Raw genomic sequence first — 25,774 nt, forward strand, 5'->3', positions numbered from 1 at the left:
TCAATCGTTAATGTTATCAATTTTTCATTTTCTGAAACGATTATTTTAAACTATAACTCGATGTTAAACATATCAGAAAAGATTGTTTCACTAACACTAGCAATGTCTTTGTAAGAGCGATAGTGACAAACAATTTACTAACCATGATACTGAGAAATATTAAGAGATCAAATATAACATTGATTAAAGCTTTTTCATGAGAAAGTACGTACCTATAACAAATAATGGTAGCCCCATGAAAAACATCATTAAAATATCAAAAGCAACAAATTTAAATCCAAGTCCTTTTAAAATAACAGCATACCCAGCATCAAGATAATATTTCAAAGGTGAAAGATATGTCATCTTTTGAAATATTAAAGGCATTGACTCGTATGGAGTCCATGAACCTGAAAGAAAGAGAATAGGAAGTAAAAAAAGAATTGCAAGCTGAGATACTTGTAACATATTTTCTGAAATAGATGCTATAAGCAAAGACAATCCCATGGTGGTAAAGATATACCCCAACGTTAATAATAGAAATAAACCAATACTCCCTCTCACTGGAACACTAAGCCCCATCTTTAAAACAACATTCACTGCAATAAAACTGCCCAATAAAATAACAATAGACATAGCTATCAGTTTTGCAACTACAAGCCTTTTTAAACTAAGTGGAGATATAAGTATCATTTCTATATTTCCTTCATCCTTCTCCCTAATTATCGATGAAGCAGGTAAGATTAAAACTAAAAGCGTTATTACTGAAAAAAGCTCAGATAATCCAAGAAAATTTTTTGTCAGTGTATTTTCATTGTAAAGGATACGCGACTCAGTAAAAACTTTAGCAAGTTTCTTCTTCCTTGGTAGATTTTCAAGATAGTAATCTACCATTATGTCAGAGGCATAACCTGCAAAAAGATACCCAGTACTAGCATCAGCTCCATTTAAATAAATAGCAATATTAAATACCCCTCTTTTCAATCCACTACTAAAATCTTGAGGGATAACTAAAACTCCAACTCCTTTATCACTAATAAGAAAATCATCTGCAAGTTTTTCATTAATTAAATAACCTTTAAAATCAAACCAGGGCTTGATCATTTTAGAAACAAGCTCTCTAGATTGAAAGCTCATATCATAGTCTACCGCGTAAAACTTTGCATTTTTAAGACTTAAGTCAATACCATTGGCAGCTATATAAATATCTCCGGTAAAAAGATAAATTACAAACACCAAAAGTCCTTTATTACGCAAAAAGTGTAATAGCTCTTTTTTAATTAAAAACAAAAATCTCATCTTTCCTTCTTTTTAAATAGAATGAGCGTTAAACTGAAAAATATTACATAAAAAAAGATCAAAATAACTACATTAAGAGTATAAAGTCTAATATCTATACCCTTTAGGTAGTTCAATTTAATTATATTCATAAAATAAAATGTAGGGTAAATATGTGCTTGTATATACGCCTCGTTAGACATAGAACTTACAGGAACAAGATAACCTGAATAAAGAAAAGCTGGTATTATGGCAACCACAGAAATCCCCACAATGGCAGACACCTGACTTTTTAAAAATGATGACATAAAAAGACCAATACTCGTTGAAACAAATATATATATCACAGATGCTATAAAAAATGACAAAAAATTTCCTTTGAAAGGTATCTTAAATAAGAATTCGATGAGTAGAAAAAGTATAAAAAAATTTATTATAGAAACAAAAACTGCAAACAACTGCTTACTAAGAAGATATTCAATCTTTGTTATGGAAGAAGTATAAATATTATAAATAGAACCGCTCTCTTTCTCTTTAACAATCAATAAAGAGGCAAAAATAGCTGGATTAAGAAAAAGAATAATAGCCAGCAACCCACTTGTTGTTAGTTTTACGCTTTTCAAATTCTCATTAAACCAGTATCTTATATTTAATTTAAACAATTCTTTGATATCAATATCATTTAATGCCAAATTAAAGTTGTTTACAATAGTATTTACGTAAGACTTTATAACATCAGCTCTATAAGGGAAAATACCATCAACTAAAAGTTGAATCTTTATATCTTCTTTTTGTTTTAACTTTTCAGTAAAATCAGATGGTATAATTATACCAAACCTTACTTTATTATTATCTATAAGTTGAATAACTTCTTCTTGACTTACTACTTCTCCATAAAAACTAAAATATTCTTTGTTATTTATAAAGCGATACTTGAAATCCCTACTCAATTCAGTTTTATCTTCATCAACAATTACAAAAGGTATATGGTGAACATCAAGTGCCATACCATAGCCAAAAATTATCATCATAACAAAAGGAACAATAAATACTATTACTCTCGAAATCCTATCTCTTTTTAGCTCTTTAAATTCTTTTTTGAATATGGAAACTATTCTCTTCAATTTTTTATTAAGCATAATAGACAAATACATCCTCCATAGTTGGTACACTTTTTATAAAAGTGCAATTTATGTCTAGCAAATTTTTAAAACTCTCATCTCTAGCATAAATTCTGATTTTTCTACCAAGTAAGGATGCTTTATACCCTTCTTTTTTTAGTTTTTTATAAATCATATAATAATTTTCACAGTGAATATCATATACATCACCTACTTCATTGGTTAATCTTTTTTTCAATTTTTCAGGCTCATCAAGTGCAATTAGTTGACCTGCAGAAATAAGAGCTATCCTATCACAATACTCAGCTTCACTCATATAATGTGTTGTTACTATAACTGTGATCCCTGCTCTTGATAGCTTTGTTATAAGTTGCCAAAAGACATCTCTTTCTACAGGATCCACACCAGATGTAGGCTCATCAAGAAATACTATTTCAGGCATATGAAGGATAGAACAAATAAGTGCAAGACGCTGTTTAAATCCAAGAGGTAGCCTTTTTACAATCTCCTTCTTATAGTTACTAAGTCCAATTGTTTTTATAATATTTTCAAATTTTTCTAAACTTTTTACACCATATATATTAGCATAATACTCAATGTTTTCTTCTACACTTAAATCACTATATAAGGAAAATTTTTGTGACATATACCCAATTTTATATTTTAACTGTTTTAAACTATTTCTTCCAAAAACCTCAAAAGTCCCGTCACTTTGCTTGTATAATCCCGTTAAAATCTTAATTAACGTAGTTTTTCCAGCTCCATTTGGTCCCAATAAACCGAAAATTTCTCCTCGTTTAACACTGAAACTAATCTCTTTTAATGCATAAAAATCACCAAATGTTTTACTGATTTTATCCAAAACAATTATATCATCCCCTTTAAAATTCGAGTTAATTCTTGGAAAATCAACATCCAGATATTTAGTTTCTAACTGATTCATTATTATATCTTCAAAAACCGGCTCAACTAAAAAATTTTTTTCTTTATCTTCGAATTTCTTTATTATATATCTTACAATATTACGTCTAAATCTCACCCCTCTGTATTTCTCATAATAATGTTTGACCTCATATGAACTTACAGGTTTTTCCACAACATTTATATTTTCAAATAATTTTTTCCCAACCCTACCATAATATTTAATCATTCCATCATGTAAAAATATAACCTTATCACAACGTTCAGCTTCATCTAAATAGGATGTGGAAATAATTACAGTAAGATTTTCACGATTTACAAAATCCATAAAAAGATCCCATAATTCTCTTCTTGAAATAGGATCTACTCCAACTGTAGGTTCATCAAGTATAATCAACTCAGGCTTATGAATCAAAGAACAACAAATTCCTAGTTTTTGCTTCATTCCTCCTGAAAGATTCATTGCTAATCTTTTTCTAAACCTATCAAGCCCTGTAACTCTTAATAACCTATCTTTTCTATCCCTAATTTCTTCAATATCCAGTCCTTTAAGTTCGGCAAAGAAGTCGATATTTTCTTCTACACTTAGTTTTTGATAAAGATTCAAACCAAGTCCCTGAGGCATATAAGCAATTCTATCCTTTAAAATATCATAGTTTTTTTTACGATCTATCTCTTTATCAAAAAGGTAAAGTTTCCCTTCATCAAAATCCATTACGTTAGCAATAATTTTCATTAATGTAGACTTACCGGCACCATCGGGACCAACAAGTCCCAATATTTCACCTTTACTTAAAGTAAAAGAGATATCTTTTAAAGAAAAGCTTTTTTTAAATCGCTTAGTAATATTTTCAACTTTAAGGATCATTGGAAAAACAATATCATATCAGCAGGCATCCCTGGTTTTAAATATTTATCAGATTTCACAAAGTAGGCTTTAATAGCAAAAACCTGCTTTACTCTTTCTTCTTTGGTTTGCACCTCTTTAGGTGTAAATTCTGCTCTATCGCTCACATAAGAAATTATAGCATCAAACCCTTTTTCTTGACCATCTACAAAAATTTTCGCTTTATCACCTATTTTTATTCTTGATAAATATTTTTCTGGAAAAAAACCCTTAAAATATATTTTTTCTGGATTATACAGAGAAAAAATTGGCTGATAAGCTACAGCAATTTCACCAAAATTTATATTTTTACTCATAATTATACCATCAATAGGTGATCTAACATATGTGTCTTCAATTTTAATTTGCAACTCCCTTATCATTCCCTTTATCTCATTAATCGACTCAATCATACCTTGTTTTTCACTCTTTTTAATATTAATAGTTTGTTGAATCCCCTTTATTTCTTTTTCAAGTAATTCAACCTCTTTGCGCTGTAATTTTACTCTTTTAAGATTTTTTTTGCTATTACTTAAGAATTCTTTTGCTGATTCTAACTCGCTTTTTACACTCTCAAACTCATTTCTTAACGTATCAAACTTCAAACAAATATTTTCAAACGTTGACTTTGAAATTGCTCCTTCCTTATACAATATTTTATATCGTTCATAATCTTTTCTAACTTTCCCTAAATTTGCAAAAATAATGTCTTTCTTTTTTTTCAAGACATTAACCTTGGCACTGGCTATTTTAATTTCATTCATTGCAATTTCAATTGCAAGTTCTACATCCTTTGAAACTTTATCCTTCTTTATTAACAACTGTTTCAATTTTACTCTATATGCTTTAATTTCGCTATCTTTAGCTCTCAAACTATTTTCTACTTGTCTTCTTTTAGCAATTAATTGACTCATTTTTTCTTCAAGTTCTTCTCTATCAACCTCCACCAATATGTCTCCCCTTTTAACCTTATCACCTTCTTCAAAATAAACTTTTATAACTTCCCCACTAACCTTAGGCGAAACATCCACTACATCAACCTCAATCCTACCACTTATTGTAATACTATCAACATGTTTCTTTTTATTCACATTTAAAAAAAATAAAATTACCGACAAAATTAAAACTACAAAAACAGCAAATCTTTTCATCAATCCTCCCTGTATTAAACGGTGAAAATATAATTTTAGACAACGCTAACCATGAAAAATAATAATAACAAACTCATGAAAAAACAATCTTAATCTAAATCTGGAATCATCCTATTCTTTGCAAAACTGACTCGGCTCCTCTCTCATATATTATCACCTCATATCAAAAAAAAGGGGAGGTAATTCCAATAAGTTAAAATTCTACAATGGTTACAGCATCGCCCCCCTCATGAAATGTTCCAACTCTAAAAGATTTTACTCTGAGGTCATTTTTCAAAAACTGTTGTACCCCTTTTCTCAAAGCACCTGTTCCCCTACCATGAATAATTACTGCACTATTAACACCAGCTAATACACATTTATCAAGAAATTTATCCACTTCATCAATAGCTTCATCAACTTTTTTACCTATAATATTCAACTCATAAGAAACCGATTTCTTAATTTCACCTTTTACATTCAACTGTTTAATCTTTTGCTTTTCTTTTTCTATATCTTGGAATTTCCTACCTATCAAATCCCTTTTCTTAATCTCAATACGAATCCCCTCCATATTAACAAGTACTGAATTCTTCTTAACTTCTAAAATCTCTGCCAGCTTATTATATTTTTCCAAAATTATTTTATCTCCAACTTTTACATCTTGTATCGGTTTTTTCTTCTCTCTCAGTTTGTTAAGTTTTGACGATGTAGTTTCTAAATCTTTTTCAATATCTTCTATAGATGTCTTTTTAAATTTTCCTTTTAAAATAGATCTTCCTTTTTGTAAAAGATAGTATGCTTCTTCCAATAACTGTTCTTCTTTCTTATTAAGTTTTTCCTCTAGCTCCTTCTCACGCTCTCTCAAAACTTCCTCTTTATATTGGAGCTCTTTTTCCTTCTCTTCCAGTTTCTTTCGTAATATTTCCACCTCTATTTTTAAATCATTTAATCTGTCAAGTTCATACTCCAACTTGCTTTTATCTTCTTGAAGTCTCATTAATGCTAATTCTATTATATCTTTATTAAAATTGAGACGTTTAGCTATTAAAATAGGATCTGATTTCCCAACAACACCTTTTAATAAAGAATATTTTGGTGTAAACGTTTTATAATCAAAATCCACAGCATAATTCTCAGCAAAATCATTTTTCAATGCATATTCTTTCACTTCATTATAATGTGTAGTAACAATAAGTTTTGCCCCTTTTTCGACAAGATATTCGATAATTGCCACTGCAAGAATCGCACCTTCTTTCGGTTCAGTACCCGTACCAAGCTCGTCTAACAAAACTAAAGATGACTCATTTGCAAAATCTACAATATTCTTAATGTTTATTAAATGAGCTGAAAAAGTACTCAAATCCATCATCAAAGACTGGTTATCACCAATATCGACCAAGATATTTTTAAAAAGCTTTACTTTCGCATAATATCCAAATAGTGGCAAACCACACATAGCAATAATATGATTTAAACCTATAGATTTTAATGCTGCAGTTTTACCTCCAGTGTTTGGACCACTTATAACAACCACCTTTTTATCTTCCCCCATATTAAAATCAATAGGTACTGAATTGTCTTTTTTTGTAAATAAAATAATAGGATGATGTATTTTTTTAAACTCAACAGTCTCATCTATATCTGGAAAAACAACATTATGTTCTTTCACAAACTTTGCATATTCAATATAAAAAATCAGTTTCTGATATGCTTTAATTGTAGAACTCAATTCAAATCTTTTCCCTTTTACTTTGTCAATCAATTCATAAACAATTTTTCTTATTTCTTCATCTTCAGCAATTTTTAAAGACTGGTAGCGATTATTCAAATCAACTATCTGTGCTGGTTCTACAAAATAAGTTTGAGCACTTTTTGATATATCATGTACAATTCCATTCAAAAACTGCCTAAAGTTTGGTTTACAAGGGATAACAAACCTACCATTTCTTTCAACAATTGTCTTATCCTGAATAAAGCTTTCTGATGATTTACCATAAATAATAGAATTTAGTGTTTTATTTATCTGCTTTCCTACATTATTTAAATCTTTTCTTATCGTTGCAAGCTCAATTGTAGCATCAGTTTTCACTTGCCCATTATCAGCTATTTTTTTATCTATTTCTTCAATCAACTCCCCAAAGGAATAAATATCTTTTAATATTTCACGTAAAGTGTCGATAGTATCATTTTCCAACAAAACTTTCTTCAAATTTCCAAGCCATTTATGAAAAATTTTAAATGTCACAAGCTCCTGAGCAAAAAAAGATTTATATGGATCCATCAGATTTTGATAAAAATTCTCATAATCTGAGTCATCAAAAAGTTCTATTTCATTATTTGTTAAATACATTATTATTTCTTTAATATAATTTTGAACTTTTTTAATACTATTTTCTGATTGAAATGGCCTTAAATTAATAAAATATTTTTTAGCAAAAGTTGATAAAAACTCACCAGATACAAGTTTCTTAAACAAAGGAAATTCTAGGGTTTCAAAATCGATCATATATTAAAAAGTTAATCCTCTAAAAGGATTCTTCTTTTTTTCTTTTGGCAACTTGTTCAAAACATCAAAGACATAGGGGGTAACCTTCATAAAGCTTCTAGCAACAGGTGATTTTTTCAAGTCTTTTGACATGGCAACTGAAGGTGGTAAAATAGATAACAGGAAATATAATAAAACACCTAAAATAACACCTGCTTTTAAGATTCCAAACACAAATCCTCCCGTCTTATCCATCCATCCAAGTTTAATTTTTTTAAAAAGTTTCCTGAGTAACGTCCCAATAAAAAAAATAACAATATAAATTAATAAAAACATAACAACAAATCCTAAAGCATCAGCAATACTTCGTCTAATACCAAATCCACTTATTATCTTTGCAAAAATCCCATAATATTGATAAGCTATTACATACCCTAAAATTAAACCTAAAATACCAAATACTTCACTAATTAGTCCCCTGAACAACCCTTTAATACCAAAAACACCAATAATAATTAACAAAACAATATCAACTATCCCCATTGAATGCCTCATTGACAAGTTTATTTACTAGCTTTCCATCAGCTCTTCCTTTAACTTTAGCCATTACTCCCTTCATAACCTGACCAAAATATTTTTTGTCTTTACTCTCAAGCTTATCAATTTCTTCTTTTATTATTTCTTTAAGCTCCTCTTCCGTCAACTGCTCAGGGAGATACTTTGCAAGAACCACTATTTCTTTTTTCTCTTTCTCAGCTAAATCAGCTCTTCCAGCCTTTTCGTACTGTTCCACAGCATCTTTTCTCTTTTTAATAGCACTTTGAACAACCTGAATAATCTCATCATCAATAAGCTCTTTCTTTTTTTCTATTTCAGCATTCTTAATCTCAGCCCGTAACATTCTTATTGCACCAAGTGCTATTTCATTTTTTTCCTTCATAAATTTTTTCATATCTTCAAGAATCTGATTTTTTAAACTCATCAATATTTCCTCCTTCTCTTTTTCCAATAACTCTAGCCATCATAAACAAGCAATCACTCAACCTATTTATAAACTTCAAGATATTTTTGTCAATCTCTATATCTTTCGACAATGCTACTACTCTCCTTTCAAATCTACGACAAACTGCCCTACATACATCACATTTTGCTGCTGTCAATGTTTCAGATGGTATTATAAAATTTTTTAATTTAACAAACTCTTTTTCAAAATTTTCCAACATTCTTTCTAGAAATTCCATATCATCTTCAGAAACAAAATAATCACCTATAGGTTTTGTACTTGCTAGATATGCATTTATTTTAAAAATTATTTTTTGAATTCTCTCCAAAATATCTTTAAAATCTCTTGCATAAAACTTTAATTCTGCAAGATGGCTAATGAGCTCATCACCTGTACCATATGCTTCCACTCTCAAATCATCCTTTTCTACTCTTTCACCTGTAAATAAACAAGTTTTACCTGAATCACCCTTTTTTGTAGCAATACTCATGATATTAGCCCTTTATCCTTTGCAAAATTAACAAAAGACCTATCATATGTCTTTTCAGCATCAGGTGAAAAGTAACAAGCAGGCAATTCATCCCTTTCTCTATGATATGCTATGCAATCACAGCAATGACCTCTTTTTGAACAACTTAACCAAGTACAAGGACATTTGTCAGTAATTTTATTAGCTTTACATTCCATAAACCACCTCCTTAATTACTTAACATTTCAGCAATTTCTAAAAGAGTGGGATCAAGCTCTTTTCTCTTTAATAACACCTCATCTAGCTTTACTAATTCCATTTTAGTCTTTTGTAATGCAACCATATCACCACAAGCACCATCAAAAAGCACTTCTACAGCAAAAGCACCCATTCTTGTAGCAAGTGTTCTATCAAAAACAGTAGGGCTTCCACCTCTTTGTAAATGTCCAAGAACAGTAATTCTAGTTTCAAATCCACCTATCATACCAAAAACCTTCCCAAAATCGTAAGCAGAACCTACACCTTCAGCAACTATTATAATACTTCTTGTTTTACCTTCTTCATATCTTCTTTTGATTTTCTCAATTATTCTCTCTATATTATACGGAACTTCAGGGATCAATACTGCTTCAGCTCCACCGGCAATTGCAGACATTAGTGCAAGATATCCACAATTTCTGCCCATAACCTCTATCAAAAAAGTTCTATCATGAGAACTGGCAGTATCATTTATAGAATCTATACATCTTATAATCGTGTTAAGTGCAGTATCCACACCGATAGACATATCTGTACCATAAATATCATTATCAATTGACCCTGGAATACCTACTACTTTTACTCCGTATTTTTTACAAAGCACATTGGCTCCTCGCAAAGAACCATCACCACCAATAACAATCAATGCATCAATATTAAACCTTTCAAGATTTTTTATAGCCTCTTTTTGTCCATCTTCAGTTTTAAATCTCTCACTTCTAGCACTTCTTAAAAAAGTCCCTCCGCGTTGTATAATATTCGCTACATCTTTACTTTCAAGTTTTTTAAACTTTCCTTCTATCATCCCCTTATAACCTTGCTCTATACCATAAACTTCCAATCCTTTGGAAATAGCTGTTCTCACAACACTCCTTATTGCAGCATTCATCCCCGGGCAATCTCCACCACTTGTTATTACAGCAATTCTTTTCATTTACTCCCCCTTTTATTTAATCTATTTAAAATTGTTAGCTACTTTATAATAACTGATTTTTTATAATATTCTATAAAACCTTCATTATTTGCAGTTTCTGAACAAACTATAACAAAACTCTTTTGATTATTTTATATTCATTGAGAACTTTTTAAAAAATCATTATAAAAATCAGGATATTTTTGATAAGGTATAGGATCAATCTCACCTGCATCCATAAAACCTTTCAGTCTCAAAAAACAACTATCACATTCACCACAAGCAACATCTTCACGTTTATAACAAGACCAGCTCAAATGTAAAGGAGCTTTTAGCTCTATACCTTTTTTCACTATCTCCCCTTTTTTTAAATTAATTAATGGTGTCACAATTTCAACACTAAAGTCAGCAGCAAGCGCTACAGTTAAAAGCTCGTTAAACTTTTTATAAAATATTTCCCTGCAATCTGGATACCCCGAACTATCCTCTTCCACAGCTCCTATAAATATTTTCTCAGCCCCTATAACCTCAGCCCAACTTGTAGCAATTGATAATATATTAGCATTTCTAAAAGGTACATAAGTGCTAGGTATCCCCTTTCTATTTAATTCACCTTTTTCAACTTCCAACCTTTCATCGGTCAGAGATGACCCACCGATTTTCTTCAAATAACTAATATCTACTACCATGGTGTCCTTTGCATTGTAAAAAGAAGATATATCATAAAATGCCTGTAATTCTCTCTTTTCGGTTCTTTGTCCATAATTAACATGAAGAAAATATAGATCATATCCCAAACTTTTGGCAATTGCTGCTGTTATACAGCTATCCATACCACCACTTACTAAAACAATTCCTTTAGACATTCTACCTCCAGCTTTTCTAATTACAAAAATTACCTTCTTTTCATTACTTGTTACTCAAAAATTTTAAAAAATTAAATTATATATATCAATTTTACTACAAAAATTCTACATATTTTTATACATGAGAAAATTACACAATAAAAAATAAAATTTTAGAAGAAAAAATCTTTGTGAATATAAAAATTATGTCTCAAAATTTCCTATAATGCTATCAAAATGCAAAAAATTCTGCTTATTTTGTTGTCCAATTTGATTATTTTAATCTAAAAATACCTCACTATTTGAGAAATGATACTTACCGCACCATCTATCGAAACTTTTGACATATTGATTAGTAAGTGATATAAACTCCCGTCTTCAATATTTCTTTTATAATAATGCTCCACAAAATTTCTTTTTCTTTTGTCTATTTCAATAATCTTTTTTTTTGCATCTTCCTTTGAAATACTTTCATTTTCCGACACCCACCTTATTCTGTCTTCAAAATCAGCATATAACCTAAAATGAAATGCTCTACCAAAATGTTGCAAAACACATTGTGCTCCCCTCCCAAGAATTATAACATTATCTTCTTCTGCAAGTTTTGTAATTAGCCTTTCTACCATAGAATGAAAAATTTCACTATCTATAACACGAGTAACAGATGACCTGTTACCAAATAAATCCTCATCATCCAATACCTTGACTTCTTTCTCAGCCTCCTCAACTTTTTCAAAAATATCCTTAAACATACTTATGTCAAAATATTTTGACATAAAAGCTTTAAAACTAGAATGCATATCTTCATCATATTTTTCAACCATCTCTTTAGGAACTCCTATTAAAATGGCAATATACTCAATCAACTCTTTATTAACATATTTATAATTTAGTTGCTTACTCAATTTTGCTGCAACAAGTTCACCAGCACAACCATATTCTCTAGAAATAGTAATTACGGCCATTTAAGTTCTCCTACTCTTTTTATTGCAAGATCATTTTCTATTCTTTTAATAAAATATTCCAGCTTTTCCTTATTAATAGGATGAATATAATCTGGACAAATATCCCTCATAGGATAAATAACAAAGCTTCGCTTATGAAATTGCAAATGTGGTATGATTAAGTTATCTGCAATAAAAACTTTTCTGTCGTAATCAATTATATCAATATCGATAACTCTTGACATCCACTTTTTAGTATTAATTCTACCCATTTTTTTTTCAATTTCTTTACACACATTCAATAGCCTCATTTGGCACAACCTTGTTTCTGCATTCACCACAATATTAAAATAATCAGGTTGATCATCTAGTAAAAGTGATTTGGTTCGATAAACTGAAGATACTTTTTTTATATATACAAGTTTTTTTTCAAGAAACAACAACGAGGTGTATATATTTTTTAGTTTGTCTCCAAGATTAGAGCCTATAGAAAAAATAACTCTATGCATTTAACTCTTTAAAAATGGAGTCGCGCACTTCTTTAACAAGATCATTTACCTTTTTCCCTTCAGAAGAGATTGGCGGTAAAAATGTAATAGAAGTTTTTTGAAAAGGATGAATTTTCAAACTGTTTTTCTCTAGCACTTTATTAGTTCCCCTGATTACAAAAGGTAAAATATCAAGCCCCGCTCTTTTTGCAAGGATAAATCCACCTTGCTTAAACTCAAGTAACTTACCATCTTCGGACCTGGTACCTTCTGGAAACATTAAAATAGAATCACCTTCTTTTAGCATTTTTGACGCTTTTATTAAACTTTTCATAGCTTCTCTTGGGTTATCCCTATCGACCGGAATAAAATTCATTCTCTTTAGTACTGTACCAAAAAAAGGTATAGCAAAAAGCTCTTTTTTTGCCATAAAAACAACTTTGTCTTTTAAGGCAACAAATACAAGAAAAATGTCAAAATAGCTTAAGTGATTTCCCATTACAATGTAGTTTTTAGTAAAATCAATATTTTCTATTCCTTTAACTTCAAATTTTGTGAATGTAGCCTTTAATGAGTATTTTCCCCAATAGTATCCAATATATCTATAAAAACTTTTTTTGTTAAATTTTAAACCAATAATTTCAAAAGGTGCACCAACAATAATAGTAATTACCGTTATCAAAATCAAAACAATCCAAAAAAAGTAACTAAGAATCACAACACTTCCCCTTAATTGCTTCACTAAGATCTGTCAAAATTGAAGCGAATAAGGGATTATTAAAAATACAGGTTTTTATCTTTTCTACCCCCACTTTCAACTGTATCATTAAACCAAAAATATTTATAAGCTCAGAAGCACCTTTACCAAGCACGTGTGCTCCAACTATTTTATTGTTATCTTTATTATAAATTATTTTTATTATTCCTTTCGAAAAGCCTAAAATAGCTGATTTCTCTATATCCGCAAAACTATACTTAATTACTTCATAGTTCATCTTTTGCTCTTTTGCTTTTTGTTCAGTGATTCCAATTGAAGCAATCTCTGGGTCAGCATAAATAATTTTTGGAATTGTTACATTTTTATAATTTCTCTTTGCACCTAAGATATTATCGACAACAATTTCAGAAGATTTATAAGACCAATTAACAAACATATTAAAACCAGTGGCATCACCAACCACATAAACCTTTTTATTGCTGGTTTGCAAATAGTTGTTAAGTTTTATTCTACCATCTTTAACAAATATACCAGCTTTTTCCAAATCCAAACCTGATATGTTAGGTTCTCGTCCTATCGATACAAAAGCTTCATTAGTTTCTATTTTTTCACCATTATTTAGAAAGATTATTATCTTACTACCTACTCTTTCAATTTTCTCAGGTACAACATTTTTAAATATAGTTACACCACTTTTTCTAAGAGCATCCTCAAATTTTTTAACAATAAAGTCATCAAAATCTTTCAGAAGCTTATCTTCTTTCTCAACAATTACAACTTTGGCACCAAATCGCTTAAAAATAACAGCAATCTCTACTCCCAAATATCCTCCACCAATAATTGTTATATTTTCAGGAATCGATTCTAAATTTAAGAAATTATCAAGTGTTAAATAATTAATTTTTGTTCCAAGTTTCAAGCTTTTAGGAGTAGAACCTGTTGCTATAACAACATAATCAAACTTATATAATTCATCATCAATTAGTAAAGAATCCTCATTTAAAAATTTTGCCAAACCAGATTTCAAAGAAATATCATTTTCCACAAGCTCATTAATAAAAATTCTACTCAACTTATTTTTTATCGTATCAATACTTTTTTTAAGTTTTTTCACATGTATTTTCACATCTTTTTCTTTTGTATCTATGATATTTATTATTTTATTCATAAACATATCATACAGATAACTATAATATAAAACAGAGTTTGATAAAACACTCCCCTTGTGAACATAATTATTAGCTACATTATTATCTACAACAAGAACAGATTTACCTCTTTGATTTAGCTGCTTTGCAGTACTGATCCCGGCTGGACCTGCACCTATAACAATTACATCAAAAAAATTATCCATGATATTATGTACCTATTTCCCAAGCTGACAAATACTCTTTCTGTTCTTCAGTTAACTGATCTATTCTAATCCCCATAGTGGCAAGTTTAGTTGATGCTATATCTTGTTCGATTTCCTCAGGTAATATGTAGACTTTATTTTTTAACTTCCCTTTATTCTTTACAACATACTCTGATGCAAGAGCTTGTGTTGCAAAACTCATATCCATAACACTAGCAGGATGCCCTTCAGCAGCACTAAGATTCACTAATCTACCCTCAGCAAGTAAATATATCTTTCTTCCATCAGTTAAAATATATTCATCAACAAAGTTTCTTACATTTTTGTTAATATTTTTAGCAAGTCCTTTCAAAGCTGGAATATCAATTTCTACATCAAAATGACCAGAGTTACATACATAACATCCATCCTTCATTACTTCAAAATGCTCTTTTCTCAACACATGGATATTTCCTGTCACAGTACATATTATATCTGCTTCTTTTACTGCATCGATCATTTCCATAACTCTAAAACCATCCATTGCCGCTTCAAGGGCTTTAATAGGATTAACTTCTGTTACTATAACATTGGCTCCCATTCCTCTTGCTCTTTCAGCAAGACCTCTACCACACCAGCCATAACCTGCAACCACAAAAGTTTTTCCAGCTAACAAAACATCTGTAGCCCTAATAATCCCATCTAAAGTAGATTGACCCGTACCATATCTGTTATCAAACATAAATTTTGTCTGCACATCATTTACTGCTATTACAGGAAATCTTAAAATACCATTCCTTTCCATAGACTTAAGTCTAATTACACCAGTTGTAGTTTCCTCCATACTACCCAAAATTTGATCATAAATTTCAGAATGATTTTTCAAAATCTCACTTACTAAATCAGCACCATCATCCATTGTAATATTAGGAGAATGAGCAATAGCACTTTCTAAATGTTTATAATACGTTTCGTTATCTTCCCCTTTTATAGCAAATACAGGTATTTCGAAATCTCTAACAAGGGAAGCAGCTACGTCATCTTGTGTAGAGAGTGGGTTTGATGCACAAAGCACCACATCTGCACCACCGGCTTTTAAAGTTCTCATGAGATTTGCGGTCTCAGCAGTAACATGAAGGCAACAAGACATTCTCAACCCTGCAAAAGGCTTTTCTTTTCTAAACCTTTCTCTTATTTTTGCCAAAACTGGCATATCTTTATCTGCCCAAAGAATACGTTTTTTACCCAACTCTGCTAAATTTATATCTTTTATATCATAATTCATTTAATAAACCTCCCCTTATGCACCTAATTTCCCAGCTAACTCTTTTATATCATCAACTCTATCTATTTGCTCCCAACTAAACCCTTTTCTACCAAAATGTCCATAAGCTGCAGTTTTCTTATAAATAGGTTTTCTTAAATCAAGAGCCTCTATTATTCCTTTAGGAGTCAAATCAAAAATCTTTTCTACTATTCTCTCAATCTCTTCATCAGGTATAACACCTGTTCCAAATGTATTCACCATAATAGATACTGGATATGCCACTCCAATTGCATATGCAAGCTGTATTTCACACCTTTTTGCAAGACCAGCAGCTACAATATTTTTAGCTACCCATCTTGCAGCATATGCTGCACTCCTATCAACCTTTGATGGATCTTTACCACTAAAACAACCACCGCCATGTCTACCTACACCGCCATATGTATCCACAATGATTTTCCTTCCTGTCAAACCACAATCACCCATAGGACCGCCAACAACAAACCTTCCTGTGGGATTTATATGATAAGTTATACTTTCCTCATCCAAAAGTTCTTTAGGAACTACCGGCTTTATAACCTTCTCTATTATATCCTCTTTTAAATCCTGTAACTTCACTTCAGGTGAATGCTGTGTCGAAACTACTATTGTATCTATCTTAACTGGTTTAAAACCTTCATATTGTATAGTCACCTGAGATTTACCATCAGGCCTTAAATAGTGTAATATCCCTTGTTTCCTAACATCGCTCAATTGCTTGCATATCTTATGAGCTAAAATTATAGGTAAAGGCATTAACTCCTCTGTCTCATCACAGGCAAAACCAAACATTAACCCCTGATCACCTGCACCACCAGTATCAACACCCATTGCTATATCGGGTGACTGCTTATCAATTGTAGTAATTACAGCACAAGTCTCATAATCAAAACCGTATTTTGCTCTCGTATAACCTATCTCTTTTATTGTTTCCCTAACTATACCTGGTATATCAACATAAGTCCTTGTAGTTATCTCCCCAGCTACCACTGCCAAACCTGTTGTCACCATAGTTTCACAAGCTACTCGGCTATATGGATCATCTTTTAACATTGCATCTAATATCGCATCAGATATCTGATCTGCTACTTTATCAGGATGACCTTCTGTTACTGACTCTGATGTAAAAACGTACTTCTTTCTTTCCATTATCACTCTCCCTGAATTTTATCCTTGTACTCTTTTATTATTTGATTCATTCTATCTTTCCCTTTTAATTTTGTAAATTTAATCTCTTTAATTTTTAGTTCAACCTCAGGTGGAAAATATTTTAAACTATAAAGAGCTTCTAAATCCTGTTCTAATCTTATATGTTCTTCAAAAAGCTTTCTGAATTCATCATTTTTTTCAAGCAATTCTTTAACAATAGCATCATTCTTATCTAACATATTTCACCCCTTCTTTAATTTCATTAAAATTGCATGCTTACCAAAACCATAATAATTAAACCTCTTGCTATATTCTATAAAACCAAACTTTGTATATAATTTCCTTGCTGCTATATTATTTTCTTCAACTTCAAGGTAAAAGACAGCATTTCTTTTAGAATTCAAAATAAATTTCAGCAACTTACCTCCAATACCTTGACCCTGGTATGATTTTGAAACAGCTATATTTGCAATATCAACTTCACTTCCAAAATCCCATATTACAATAAAACCTACTAATAACTTATTATACTCATAAACATATATTTGTGAACTAGGATTATAAAATTCTTTAACAAAACTATCAAAACACCATGGAGATTCATAAACATCCTTCTCTATTATATAAATCTTGTTTAAGTCATCATAGACTGTAGGCCTTATCAAAGTTAATCTCTGCCTGTGATTTTCTCATATAAAAAGGTTCATATCCTCTAATGAAATCCTTAAATAAACTGTGATCATAACATCTTGTAACATTAATATAATAATCTCCTAATATATATGTATTAGAAGATATTTCATCTTTTTTAACAATTAAGTAATCGCTATATTTGTTCATTTTAAAGTCGTATTCTCTATAAGCATATTCATTTAACCTGAGTTTTGTAGCCACAGAAATCTTAACTTGTTTGGTATACTTATTTAGTATTAATGCAGCTGCATCAAGAGAAGTAATTCCGTATAATTGTTTTCCTGTTGCCAACGATAACCCTAATGCAGTTGATACACCTATTCTAACACCGGTAAATGACCCTGGACCTACCACAACGTAATACTCATCAATCTCACTATTATCAATCTTTAATGTCTTAAAAGCAAAATCAATAATAGAAAGCAATTCTTCATTAAATCTGTTTTTTAATAAAATAGAATTACTATAAATGACTGCCTTAGACTGATATATGGTAAGAGATAAATATCTTGAAGATGTATCTAAAAATAATGTTTTCATTACTTATATTCTAAACTAAAAAAACTTTTAGTCAACACCAGTTGACCCAAAACCACCATATCCTCTTTCCGTTTTCGAAAGAACATCTATAATCTCTATGTCAGCTTTTATAACTTCTGACACAACAAGTTGAGCTATTCTATCCCCTCTTTTTATCCTAAAATCAGAACTACCAAAATTAACAAGTATAACTTTTATTTCACCTCTATAATCAGAATCTATAGTACCTGGCGTATTTAACACTGTAATTCCATGCTTTAACGCCAAACCACTTCTTGGTCTAACTTGTGCTTCAAAACCATTTGGCAATTCAATATATACACCAGTTGGTATAAGTTTAAACTTACCGGAAGGTATAATCTCATCCACTGCAGAACGCAAATCCATTCCACTAGAACCAAGAGACTTATACTCTGGTACCAAATCTTTCTCAGAACATTTTATTCTAATTTTCAACATTCTCATAATTAATCAACATAAAAGGAACCATCAAGGTTCCTTTTATTCTATTGTTTTTCTACTGAGTTTAATCCTGCCTTGATCATCTTTCCCAAGATACTGTACCTGAAGAGTATCTCCTACCTTTACATGATCACGTATATTCTCAATTCTCTCTTTAGAAAATTGTGAAACATGCAATAAACCTTCTACTCCAGGGAAAAGCTCCACAAAAGCACCATAATCTACGACCCTTTTCACTTTTGCATTATATATTTTACCTACAGTTAATTCTTGGGTTATAGCCTCTATCATTTCTAGAGCATCATCTATAGCTTCTTTACTATTACCAAAAATATGAAGCTCACCTTCTTCCAAGATATCTATTTTTACACCAGTCTTATCAATAATAGCTTTTATAGTCTTACCAGCAGGACCTATTAAAAGCCCTACTTTCTCAGGGTTCACCTTGATCTTTTCAAATTTTGGAGCATTAGGAGAAATCTCTTTTCTTGGCTCTGGAAGAATAGATTTCATCTTAGCTAAAATAAACAATCTACCTTCTCGAGCTTGTTCAAGAGCTTGCTGAAGAATCTCTCTTTTAAGCCCCTTAATTTTAATATCCATCTGCAACGCGGTAATCCCAGTTTCAGTTCCAGCAACTTTAAAATCCATATCACCGAGATGATCCTCAATCCCCATAATATCACTTAAAATCACATACTTATCTTCTTCATAGATTAATCCCATTGCAATCCCTGCTACTACATCTTTAACAGGAACACCAGCATCCATTAAAGCAAGAGAACCACCACATACAGTAGCCATAGAAGAAGAGCCATTAGACTCAAGAATCTCAGATACAACCCTTATCGTATAAGGAAAAACACTTTCATCTGGAATGACAGGAGTTAAAGCTCTTTCTGCTAAAAAACCATGGCCTATCTCACGTCTTCCTGGTGGTCTTAGAGGACTTACTTCACCAACAGAGTATGGAGGAAAATTATAATGAAGCATAAAGCGCTTAAATGTTTCTCCTTCCAAATCATCCAACAGTTGACTATCAAACTTAGTACCTAAAGTCGTTGTAACAAGAGCTTGTGTTTCCCCACGAGTAAAAAGTGCTGAACCATGGGCACAGGGAAGTAAATCTACTTCTATATCAATAGGTCTTATTTCATCGTAACGTCTTCCATCTATTCTACGCCCAGAATTCAGTGTTATCTCACGAAAAACTTTTTTTTCTACTTTTTGGTATACTTCATTATATAAAGTTTTCTTTTGGTCAAATTCTTCTCCAAGTTTTTCCTGCAACTTTTTAAAATATTCTTCTTTAATGTTTTCAATAGCAGCATATTTTTCGAGTTTTTTAGGAAGTAACACAGCCTCTTTTAATTTTTCACTTAACTCATTATATGTATCTTCTACAAATTCATTTGAAACTTTAAAATCTTTGTAATCAATTTTTTCTTTCCCAATTTCACCTCTCATTTTTAACTGAAGATCTACAAGTTTCCTGATTGCTTCATGACCAAATTCAAGAGCATTTATCACATCATCCTCAGAACAATTCTTCATTCCAGCTTCCACCATAACAATAGAATCTTTTGTGCCAGCCACAACAATATTCATATCAAATTCATCTAAATAAGCCACAGGTGGATTAATAACATAACTACCATTAACCTTGCCTACTCTAACAGCTCCAATAGGACCTTCAAAAGGTATATCTGAAATCATCAAAGCAGCACTTGCAGCATTTAACGCTAAAATATCTGTTGCATTTGTCTGATCACTAGAAACTACGGTAGCGACAATTTGAGTTTCATTCCTAAATCCTTCAGGGAAAAGAGGTCTAATAGGTCTATCAATTAGTCGAGCTATTAGCGTTTCTCTGTCAGAAGGTTTACCTTCCCTCTTTATAAAACCACCAGGGATCTTACCAACAGCATAAAATTTCTCAATATAATTCACTGTAAGTGGGAAAAAATCAATATCCTCAGGAACATCATCACTTGTAACTGCAGTAACAAGGACAACGGAACCACCTTGTTTTATCCAAATACTTCCATTTGTTTGCTTTGCTTTCCAACCAGATTCAAAAATTATAGGGTCACTATCTTCTGTTAGCTTAATTTCATAACTAAATATTTTCTTTTCCATTTATTACTTCCTTAATCCTAGCGCCTCAATCAGATTCTTATATCTGTTGAAATCCTTTTTTCTTAAATAATCAAGAAGTTTTCTCCTTTGACCAACTAACATTAAAAGACCTCTCCTTGAATGATGATCTTTTGGATGTTGCTTAAAGTGTTCTGTGAGATATTTAATTCTCTCAGTAAGCAAAGCTACTTGCACTTCAGGAGAACCAGTATCCCCCTCATGTCTTTTAAATTTTTCAATAATTTCTTTTTTTCTCACTGAATCTAACGCCATTACACACCTCCATTTTCAAAGTTAAATATTATAACAAATTTTTTTTAAAATACAACATCTATATTTTTCTGAAGTCATTATTTTCCAACCTAACTAAAAAACATGTTCAATCTTCAAAGGAAAGATTGACCCTTCTTCCTTTTTAGCAATAGCAAAAATATTCCCTTTACTATCACTTAGAAAATAATATTTATCAAAATCTGTTATAGGAAATTTCAAGTACATTGCCCTTCTTAATTTACCACCATTTTTTGCAAGTTTTAAATATTCATCCTTAACAACAGCTGTAGGAAATAACAACACTTTCCAAACAGGAACAATAAAAGAATAATCATTAATCCTTATTTTTTCCTCAATCTCATTGATTTTTAAAGCATTTTTTATACTAAAATCTCCACTTCTAGTTCTAATAAGATTGCTCATTGTAGCAAATGAACCCAATCTTTTACCCATTTCATTTACAAAACTTCTTATATACGTTCCTTTAGAACACGTTATTTTTACAATTCCTACAGGATATTGATACTCCACTAATTCAACGTGATAAATTCTTGAAACTCTACTACCTGTATCAAAGTCTTTTTTCTGTCTAGCAAGCTTATACGCCCTTTCCCCGCCTATTTTAACAGCAGAATACCTAGGTATAGGTAACAATAAATCACCTATCATTTCAGTTAAAACATTTTTAACATCTTCATATCTTGGAATTTTTTGTTTATTTTCATCAATAACCGTTCCTGTAATATCAAAAGTATCAGTGGAAATACCTAATCTAAACTCAGCGATATATTCTTTTTCATTTTCATTCAAATATTTGATAAACTTAGTAGCACTGTTAATACATACAGGTAAAACTCATTCAGCTAATGGATCAAGAGTACCTGTATGACCGCATTTTTTTACACCTAAAATTTTACGCAACTTATCAATTGCCTTAAAAGAGCTTATGTTTTTCTCTTTGTATAGAATTACAAATCCGTTAAGACTCATGAAGCTTTTTTATTATCTGATCTATCTTAAGACCTTCATCTACAGTTTCATCAATAAAAAATTCTAGTGTTGGAATTCTCTTTAAACGCAATGAACGCTTTATATTTTCTCTCAAGAATCCTTTACTTCTATTTAAACCAGACAAAATACTATTAAGATTTGCATCAATATCATAAGAGCGAAAGTAAATTTTAGCAATACTTAAATCATTAGTAACTTTAACAGCAGTGATTATAACAGATTTTACTAGAGGATCTTTGACTTCATAAATTATCAACCTTGAAATTTCTTCCCTTAGTAATTCTGAAACTCTTTTTGCACGTAAACCTTTTTCCATCATCTATAATATTTCCTCATGCATTTTTAATATGTTAATTTCATGAAAATTATCAACAAAATTTATGATTTTTTGTAAAACTTCATCCACTAAACGTCTGCTATCTGATACCGTAGTAACTGCCAATACACTTCTATTCCACACATCTTTATCACCAACTTCAGAAACAGCAACATTAAACTTATTTTTCATCTGTGACTTCAAACTACTTAAAACTCTCCTTTTATCTTTCAAAGAAAATGCACTTGATATATCCAATTCAAACAAAACTAATCCAATAATAAATGTACTATTCCTCATTACTTTCCTTTTTTACATCACTTAGAGTCCTTTTTTCCTCAACAAGCTCATAAACTTCTAATATGTCACCTTCTTTTATGTCATTATACTTATCTATTGTTAAACCACATTCATACCCAGCCACAACCTCTTTAACATCATCTTGAAAACGTTTCAGAGTCCCTATTTTACCATCGTAAATTACAATATTGTCCCTTAAAATTCTAACATTAGAATTTCTTGTTACCTTACCTTCAAGGACATAACAACCAGCAACTCTACCAACTTTGGAAATATTAAAAACTTTTCTAATCTCAACCTTACCAACAACATTTTCTTTTGTTTCAGGCGTAAGCATACCTTCGATAGCTTTTTTAACATCTTCTATAGCATCATAGATAACAGAGTAAAGATGAATTTCCACCTTTTCCCTTTCACTAGCAGCTTTTGCTTTTGCATCTGGCCTCACATTAAAACCTATAATTATAGCATTTGAGGCAGATGCCAAAAGAACATCAGACTCACTTATCGCACCTACACCATCATGGATAACATTCACTTTAACCTCTTGATTAGAAAGCTTCAACAACGAAGTTTTTAATGCCTCCACAGAACCTTGAACATCAGCCTTTATAATTATATTAAGATCCTGTAGTTCACCTTCTTGAATTTTACTAAATATATCTGTAAGACTAACTTTACTTTTTTCAAGAAGCTCTTTTTCTCTCTTTTTCTCTTTTCTCATTTCAGCAATTTGTTTTGCAAGTTTTTCATTTGGTAAAACAATCAACTTTTCTCCAGCCTCAGGAACTTCAGAAAACCCCATTAATTCTACTGGAATAGAAGGACCTGCTTCTTTTATCGTCCTGCCAAGAAAGTTAAACATTGATCTAACTTTACCATATTGAGCACCTACAACAAAAATATCACCTTTTTTTAATGTTCCATTTTGAACAATAACAGTTGCAACAGGACCTCTATGCTTATCCAACTTAGATTCAATAATTACACATTCAGCAGGTCGTTTAGGATTTGCTTTGAGTTCAAGCATTTCAGCTTCTAACCATACTCTTTCTAAAAGTTCATCTATACCATGTCCTGTTTTAGCTGAAACTTCCTGAAACTGGTAATCTCCGCCCCATTCATCTGATATAATTCCAAGCTCTGCAAGTTGGCTCTTGACATGTTCAGGATTAGCATTGGGCTTATCAATTTTATTAATAGCTACAACTATTGGAACATTTGCAGCTTTAGAATGGTCGATTGCCTCTTTTGTTTGAGGCATAACCCCATCATCAGCAGCAACAACGAGGATAACAATATCTGTTACTTTTGCTCCTCTTGCCCTCAATGTTGTAAAAGCTTCATGTCCTGGAGTATCAAGAAACACAAGTTTACCCTGTGGCATATCAACTTCATAAGCACCTATATGCTGAGTTATTCCTCCTGCCTCTTTTTCTGCAACCTTGGTTTTTCTAATTTTATCTAAAAGAGAAGTTTTACCATGATCCACATGTCCCATAACAGTTATAATTGGAGGTCTAGATTTCAAATCTTCTGGTTTATCCTCATACTTAGGAATTAAATCTTCTTCAGTAACAACTTTTACTTCAACTTCAATATCATACTCAGCACCCAAAAGCTGTGCAGTCTCAGCATCAATTGATTGTGTGATATTAGCCATAACCCCCATTTCAAAAAGTTTCTTTACTATTTCATTAGCTTTTATACCCATTAACCTAGCCAGTTCTGTAATTGAAACATTTTCACCAATCTGAATTTTAGATGGCTTTATAGGTTTTCTAGGTTCTTTTTCTTTCTTTTCATCAATAACTTCTTTTTTCTCAGATACTTCTTCCTCAACGGTTACTACCTCTTCATCTGTAAAACTATCATCAACTTTCTCTATCTCCTCCTCTAACTCAAGTTCGTCTATGCCTTCCAAAATATCCCTTTGGAAATTCTTAACCTTTTTAGTTCCTTTCTTCCCTTTTGGTTTTTTAATCTCTTTAACTTCTAAAATTTCATCTTTATCTTTTTTCTTCTTTTTCAAAGATTCTTTATCACTTTCACTTTCTAAATTAGGTTGAAGTAAATGTTTAGCTTCTTTTTTAACTTCATCTTTATCAGTTTTCTCTTTTACATAAACCTTCTTACTTTTTACATCACTTGCTTTATGAGAACGATATGGTTTTTTCCCTTTATTAGTATCTACTTTATCTTTTTTAACAACATCTTCATCAGATATAATTCCTTTACCTTTTAAATCTTTTTTAATATCTTCCGTAGCATCTTCTTCTACTTTTTTACTCGCTTTTCCATCATGAACTTCTTTTTTTGAAACTTTATCTGTTCTTAATTCACTCTTTTGAATAGCTTTCTTCTCGTCTTTAAACTCATCTTTATCAGTATCAAGTATCTGTTTTTTAACCTCTTTAGAAGATGTTTCTATTTTAACCTCTTCTTGCTTTTTCCTACGCAACTCATCAACCTTCTTTAAGCTTTTCTCCAATTCAAGCTTTTTCTTTAAAAGTTCCTCTTTAGATAACCTTTTTCTCTCTTTTTGAACACTTTGATCCTTAATCACAACTTCTTTTGGTTTGGGGTGTCTTTTACGCCTTTCCAGCGCCTTTTTCAAAAATTCCTGCCTTTTATCCATCTGTAATTTTTTGGGATCCAACCCTAGTAGCTTAACAGCTTTATCATCGATGCTTTTATTTACATCAATACCTTCATAACCACTCTCTTTTAACTTTTTCACAACCTCTTCAGTAGTTATTTTAAGCTTTTCAGCAACTTCTTCGATTTTAAATCTTGCCATATAAAACACCC

General features: G+C 31.1%; 27 protein-coding genes and 1 pseudogene. All 28 read right to left on the reverse strand.

All coding sequences use genetic code 11. The annotated features are described in order from the left end of the window. Positions 1-183: 183 nt before the first annotated feature. Positions 184-1,278 carry an ABC transporter permease gene (locus OWK30_RS02080; protein WP_423323135.1) on the reverse strand — a complete coding sequence of 365 codons (1,095 nt, stop codon included), beginning with the start codon at positions 1,276-1,278 and terminating at the stop codon, positions 184-186. Next, entirely contained in the window at positions 1,275-2,396 is a 1,122-nt protein-coding gene (locus OWK30_RS02085) for an ABC transporter permease (RefSeq protein WP_423323137.1), read from the reverse strand. The genes OWK30_RS02080 and OWK30_RS02085 overlap by 4 nt, the downstream gene beginning before the upstream one ends. Beyond that, positions 2,389-4,167 (reverse strand): ATP-binding cassette domain-containing protein, encoded by a 1,779-nt coding sequence (locus OWK30_RS02090; RefSeq protein ID WP_423323139.1) that lies wholly within the window; start codon positions 4,165-4,167, stop codon positions 2,389-2,391. Before OWK30_RS02090 ends, OWK30_RS02085 begins: the two co-directional genes overlap by 8 nt. Then, a complete protein-coding gene (locus tag OWK30_RS02095) occupies positions 4,164-5,336 on the reverse strand; it encodes an HlyD family secretion protein (protein ID WP_423323141.1) in 1,173 nt (390 codons plus the stop codon). Before OWK30_RS02095 ends, OWK30_RS02090 begins: the two co-directional genes overlap by 4 nt. 193 nt (positions 5,337-5,529) lie before the next feature. Continuing rightward, positions 5,530-7,824 (reverse strand): endonuclease MutS2, encoded by a 2,295-nt coding sequence (locus tag OWK30_RS02100; protein ID WP_423323142.1) that lies wholly within the window; start codon positions 7,822-7,824, stop codon positions 5,530-5,532. Positions 7,825-7,827: 3 nt separating this feature from the next. Then, positions 7,828-8,346 carry a CvpA family protein gene (locus tag OWK30_RS02105; protein WP_423323144.1) on the reverse strand — a complete coding sequence of 173 codons (519 nt, stop codon included), beginning with the start codon at positions 8,344-8,346 and terminating at the stop codon, positions 7,828-7,830. After that, entirely contained in the window at positions 8,333-8,785 is a 453-nt protein-coding gene (locus tag OWK30_RS02110; RefSeq protein WP_423323146.1) for a GatB/YqeY domain-containing protein, read from the reverse strand. Before OWK30_RS02110 ends, OWK30_RS02105 begins: the two co-directional genes overlap by 14 nt. Further along, complete coding sequence (locus OWK30_RS02115; protein WP_423323148.1) at positions 8,760-9,296, reverse strand: cob(I)yrinic acid a,c-diamide adenosyltransferase; 537 nt, start codon at positions 9,294-9,296, stop codon at positions 8,760-8,762. Before OWK30_RS02115 ends, OWK30_RS02110 begins: the two co-directional genes overlap by 26 nt. Next, a complete protein-coding gene (locus OWK30_RS02120; RefSeq protein WP_423323150.1) occupies positions 9,293-9,493 on the reverse strand; it encodes a DUF6485 family protein in 201 nt (66 codons plus the stop codon). The genes OWK30_RS02115 and OWK30_RS02120 overlap by 4 nt, the downstream gene beginning before the upstream one ends. Before the next feature lie 11 nt (positions 9,494-9,504). Next, entirely contained in the window at positions 9,505-10,467 is a 963-nt protein-coding gene (gene pfkA / locus OWK30_RS02125; RefSeq protein ID WP_423323152.1) for a 6-phosphofructokinase, read from the reverse strand. Positions 10,468-10,604: 137 nt separating this feature from the next. Further along, a complete protein-coding gene (queC, locus tag OWK30_RS02130; protein ID WP_423323154.1) occupies positions 10,605-11,312 on the reverse strand; it encodes a 7-cyano-7-deazaguanine synthase QueC in 708 nt (235 codons plus the stop codon). A 263-nt stretch (positions 11,313-11,575) separates the two neighbouring features. Further along, positions 11,576-12,256, reverse strand: a complete 681-nt coding sequence (locus OWK30_RS02135; protein WP_423323156.1) for a cytidylate kinase-like family protein — start codon at positions 12,254-12,256, stop codon at positions 11,576-11,578. Then, complete coding sequence (gene folK, locus OWK30_RS02140; protein WP_423323158.1) at positions 12,247-12,744, reverse strand: 2-amino-4-hydroxy-6-hydroxymethyldihydropteridine diphosphokinase; 498 nt, start codon at positions 12,742-12,744, stop codon at positions 12,247-12,249. Before folK ends, OWK30_RS02135 begins: the two co-directional genes overlap by 10 nt. Further along, positions 12,737-13,441, reverse strand: coding sequence for a lysophospholipid acyltransferase family protein (locus tag OWK30_RS02145; protein ID WP_423323160.1), 705 nt, complete (start codon positions 13,439-13,441; stop codon positions 12,737-12,739). The genes folK and OWK30_RS02145 overlap by 8 nt, the downstream gene beginning before the upstream one ends. After that, positions 13,431-14,795 carry a dihydrolipoyl dehydrogenase family protein gene (locus OWK30_RS02150; RefSeq protein WP_423323162.1) on the reverse strand — a complete coding sequence of 455 codons (1,365 nt, stop codon included), beginning with the start codon at positions 14,793-14,795 and terminating at the stop codon, positions 13,431-13,433. Before OWK30_RS02150 ends, OWK30_RS02145 begins: the two co-directional genes overlap by 11 nt. A gap of 4 nt (positions 14,796-14,799) precedes the next feature. Further along, a complete protein-coding gene (gene ahcY, locus OWK30_RS02155) occupies positions 14,800-16,059 on the reverse strand; it encodes an adenosylhomocysteinase (RefSeq protein ID WP_423323164.1) in 1,260 nt (419 codons plus the stop codon). Between the two features lie 15 nt (positions 16,060-16,074). Further along, positions 16,075-17,229: a methionine adenosyltransferase gene (gene metK, locus OWK30_RS02160; protein WP_423323166.1), complete on the reverse strand. Its 1,155-nt coding sequence runs from the start codon at positions 17,227-17,229 to the stop codon at positions 16,075-16,077. A gap of 2 nt (positions 17,230-17,231) precedes the next feature. Further along, positions 17,232-17,468: a DUF465 domain-containing protein gene (locus tag OWK30_RS02165; protein ID WP_423323168.1), complete on the reverse strand. Its 237-nt coding sequence runs from the start codon at positions 17,466-17,468 to the stop codon at positions 17,232-17,234. A 3-nt stretch (positions 17,469-17,471) separates the two neighbouring features. Then, positions 17,472-17,894 (reverse strand): ribosomal protein S18-alanine N-acetyltransferase, encoded by a 423-nt coding sequence (rimI, locus tag OWK30_RS02170; RefSeq protein WP_423323170.1) that lies wholly within the window; start codon positions 17,892-17,894, stop codon positions 17,472-17,474. Beyond that, positions 17,872-18,462 (reverse strand): tRNA (adenosine(37)-N6)-threonylcarbamoyltransferase complex dimerization subunit type 1 TsaB, encoded by a 591-nt coding sequence (tsaB, locus tag OWK30_RS02175; RefSeq protein ID WP_423323172.1) that lies wholly within the window; start codon positions 18,460-18,462, stop codon positions 17,872-17,874. Before tsaB ends, rimI begins: the two co-directional genes overlap by 23 nt. Positions 18,463-18,489: 27 nt before the next feature. Continuing rightward, the gene (gene dut / locus OWK30_RS02180) at positions 18,490-18,927 is read right to left on the reverse strand and encodes a dUTP diphosphatase (RefSeq protein ID WP_423323174.1); all 438 of its coding nucleotides are present in this window, start codon (positions 18,925-18,927) and stop codon (positions 18,490-18,492) included. 36 nt (positions 18,928-18,963) lie between these two features. Beyond that, positions 18,964-21,063: a polyribonucleotide nucleotidyltransferase gene (gene pnp / locus OWK30_RS02185; RefSeq protein WP_423323176.1), complete on the reverse strand. Its 2,100-nt coding sequence runs from the start codon at positions 21,061-21,063 to the stop codon at positions 18,964-18,966. 3 nt (positions 21,064-21,066) lie between these two features. Continuing rightward, positions 21,067-21,336 carry a 30S ribosomal protein S15 gene (gene rpsO, locus OWK30_RS02190; protein ID WP_423323178.1) on the reverse strand — a complete coding sequence of 90 codons (270 nt, stop codon included), beginning with the start codon at positions 21,334-21,336 and terminating at the stop codon, positions 21,067-21,069. A 93-nt stretch (positions 21,337-21,429) separates the two neighbouring features. Then, positions 21,430-22,179, reverse strand: a pseudogene (locus OWK30_RS02195) (hypothetical protein); the annotation flags it as partial. Positions 22,180-22,191: 12 nt separating this feature from the next. Then, positions 22,192-22,326: a hypothetical protein gene (locus OWK30_RS02200; RefSeq protein WP_423323180.1), complete on the reverse strand. Its 135-nt coding sequence runs from the start codon at positions 22,324-22,326 to the stop codon at positions 22,192-22,194. Further along, positions 22,316-22,666 (reverse strand): 30S ribosome-binding factor RbfA, encoded by a 351-nt coding sequence (gene rbfA / locus OWK30_RS02205; protein WP_423323181.1) that lies wholly within the window; start codon positions 22,664-22,666, stop codon positions 22,316-22,318. Before rbfA ends, OWK30_RS02200 begins: the two co-directional genes overlap by 11 nt. Further along, a complete protein-coding gene (locus OWK30_RS02210) occupies positions 22,667-22,963 on the reverse strand; it encodes a DUF503 domain-containing protein (RefSeq protein ID WP_423323182.1) in 297 nt (98 codons plus the stop codon). Further along, positions 22,953-25,763 (reverse strand): translation initiation factor IF-2, encoded by a 2,811-nt coding sequence (gene infB / locus OWK30_RS02215; protein WP_423323183.1) that lies wholly within the window; start codon positions 25,761-25,763, stop codon positions 22,953-22,955. Before infB ends, OWK30_RS02210 begins: the two co-directional genes overlap by 11 nt. Positions 25,764-25,774: the final 11 nt, after the last annotated feature.

This window comes from Deferribacter abyssi (assembly GCF_049472655.1).
Lineage (GTDB): Bacteria > Chrysiogenota > Deferribacteres > Deferribacterales > Deferribacteraceae > Deferribacter > Deferribacter abyssi.

Excerpts from the sequence above, each read along its gene's own strand:
- pnp (WP_423323176.1), bottom strand. The coding sequence starts at position 21,063 with ATGGAAAAGAAAATATTTAGTTATGAAATTAAGCTAACAGAAGATAGT.
- rpsO (WP_423323178.1), bottom strand. The coding sequence starts at position 21,336 with ATGGCGTTAGATTCAGTGAGAAAAAAAGAAATTATTGAAAAATTTAAA.
- folK (WP_423323158.1), bottom strand. The coding sequence starts at position 12,744 with ATGCATAGAGTTATTTTTTCTATAGGCTCTAATCTTGGAGACAAACTA.
- dut (WP_423323174.1), bottom strand. The coding sequence starts at position 18,927 with ATGAGAATGTTGAAAATTAGAATAAAATGTTCTGAGAAAGATTTGGTA.
- OWK30_RS02080 (WP_423323135.1), bottom strand. The coding sequence starts at position 1,278 with ATGAGATTTTTGTTTTTAATTAAAAAAGAGCTATTACACTTTTTGCGT.
- rbfA (WP_423323181.1), bottom strand. The coding sequence starts at position 22,666 with ATGATGGAAAAAGGTTTACGTGCAAAAAGAGTTTCAGAATTACTAAGG.
- OWK30_RS02150 (WP_423323162.1), bottom strand. The coding sequence starts at position 14,795 with ATGGATAATTTTTTTGATGTAATTGTTATAGGTGCAGGTCCAGCCGGG.
- OWK30_RS02085 (WP_423323137.1), bottom strand. The coding sequence starts at position 2,396 with ATGCTTAATAAAAAATTGAAGAGAATAGTTTCCATATTCAAAAAAGAA.
- OWK30_RS02200 (WP_423323180.1), bottom strand. The coding sequence starts at position 22,326 with ATGAGTCTTAACGGATTTGTAATTCTATACAAAGAGAAAAACATAAGC.
- OWK30_RS02105 (WP_423323144.1), bottom strand. The coding sequence starts at position 8,346 with ATGGGGATAGTTGATATTGTTTTGTTAATTATTATTGGTGTTTTTGGT.
- OWK30_RS02120 (WP_423323150.1), bottom strand. The coding sequence starts at position 9,493 with ATGGAATGTAAAGCTAATAAAATTACTGACAAATGTCCTTGTACTTGG.
- OWK30_RS02095 (WP_423323141.1), bottom strand. The coding sequence starts at position 5,336 with ATGAAAAGATTTGCTGTTTTTGTAGTTTTAATTTTGTCGGTAATTTTA.
- ahcY (WP_423323164.1), bottom strand. The coding sequence starts at position 16,059 with ATGAATTATGATATAAAAGATATAAATTTAGCAGAGTTGGGTAAAAAA.
- infB (WP_423323183.1), bottom strand. The coding sequence starts at position 25,763 with ATGGCAAGATTTAAAATCGAAGAAGTTGCTGAAAAGCTTAAAATAACT.
- pfkA (WP_423323152.1), bottom strand. The coding sequence starts at position 10,467 with ATGAAAAGAATTGCTGTAATAACAAGTGGTGGAGATTGCCCGGGGATG.
- OWK30_RS02165 (WP_423323168.1), bottom strand. The coding sequence starts at position 17,468 with ATGTTAGATAAGAATGATGCTATTGTTAAAGAATTGCTTGAAAAAAAT.
- OWK30_RS02110 (WP_423323146.1), bottom strand. The coding sequence starts at position 8,785 with ATGAGTTTAAAAAATCAGATTCTTGAAGATATGAAAAAATTTATGAAG.
- OWK30_RS02135 (WP_423323156.1), bottom strand. The coding sequence starts at position 12,256 with ATGGCCGTAATTACTATTTCTAGAGAATATGGTTGTGCTGGTGAACTT.
- OWK30_RS02100 (WP_423323142.1), bottom strand. The coding sequence starts at position 7,824 with ATGATCGATTTTGAAACCCTAGAATTTCCTTTGTTTAAGAAACTTGTA.
- tsaB (WP_423323172.1), bottom strand. The coding sequence starts at position 18,462 with ATGAAAACATTATTTTTAGATACATCTTCAAGATATTTATCTCTTACC.
- OWK30_RS02210 (WP_423323182.1), bottom strand. The coding sequence starts at position 22,963 with ATGAGGAATAGTACATTTATTATTGGATTAGTTTTGTTTGAATTGGAT.
- metK (WP_423323166.1), bottom strand. The coding sequence starts at position 17,229 with ATGGAAAGAAAGAAGTACGTTTTTACATCAGAGTCAGTAACAGAAGGT.
- OWK30_RS02115 (WP_423323148.1), bottom strand. The coding sequence starts at position 9,296 with ATGAGTATTGCTACAAAAAAGGGTGATTCAGGTAAAACTTGTTTATTT.
- OWK30_RS02090 (WP_423323139.1), bottom strand. The coding sequence starts at position 4,167 with ATGATCCTTAAAGTTGAAAATATTACTAAGCGATTTAAAAAAAGCTTT.
- queC (WP_423323154.1), bottom strand. The coding sequence starts at position 11,312 with ATGTCTAAAGGAATTGTTTTAGTAAGTGGTGGTATGGATAGCTGTATA.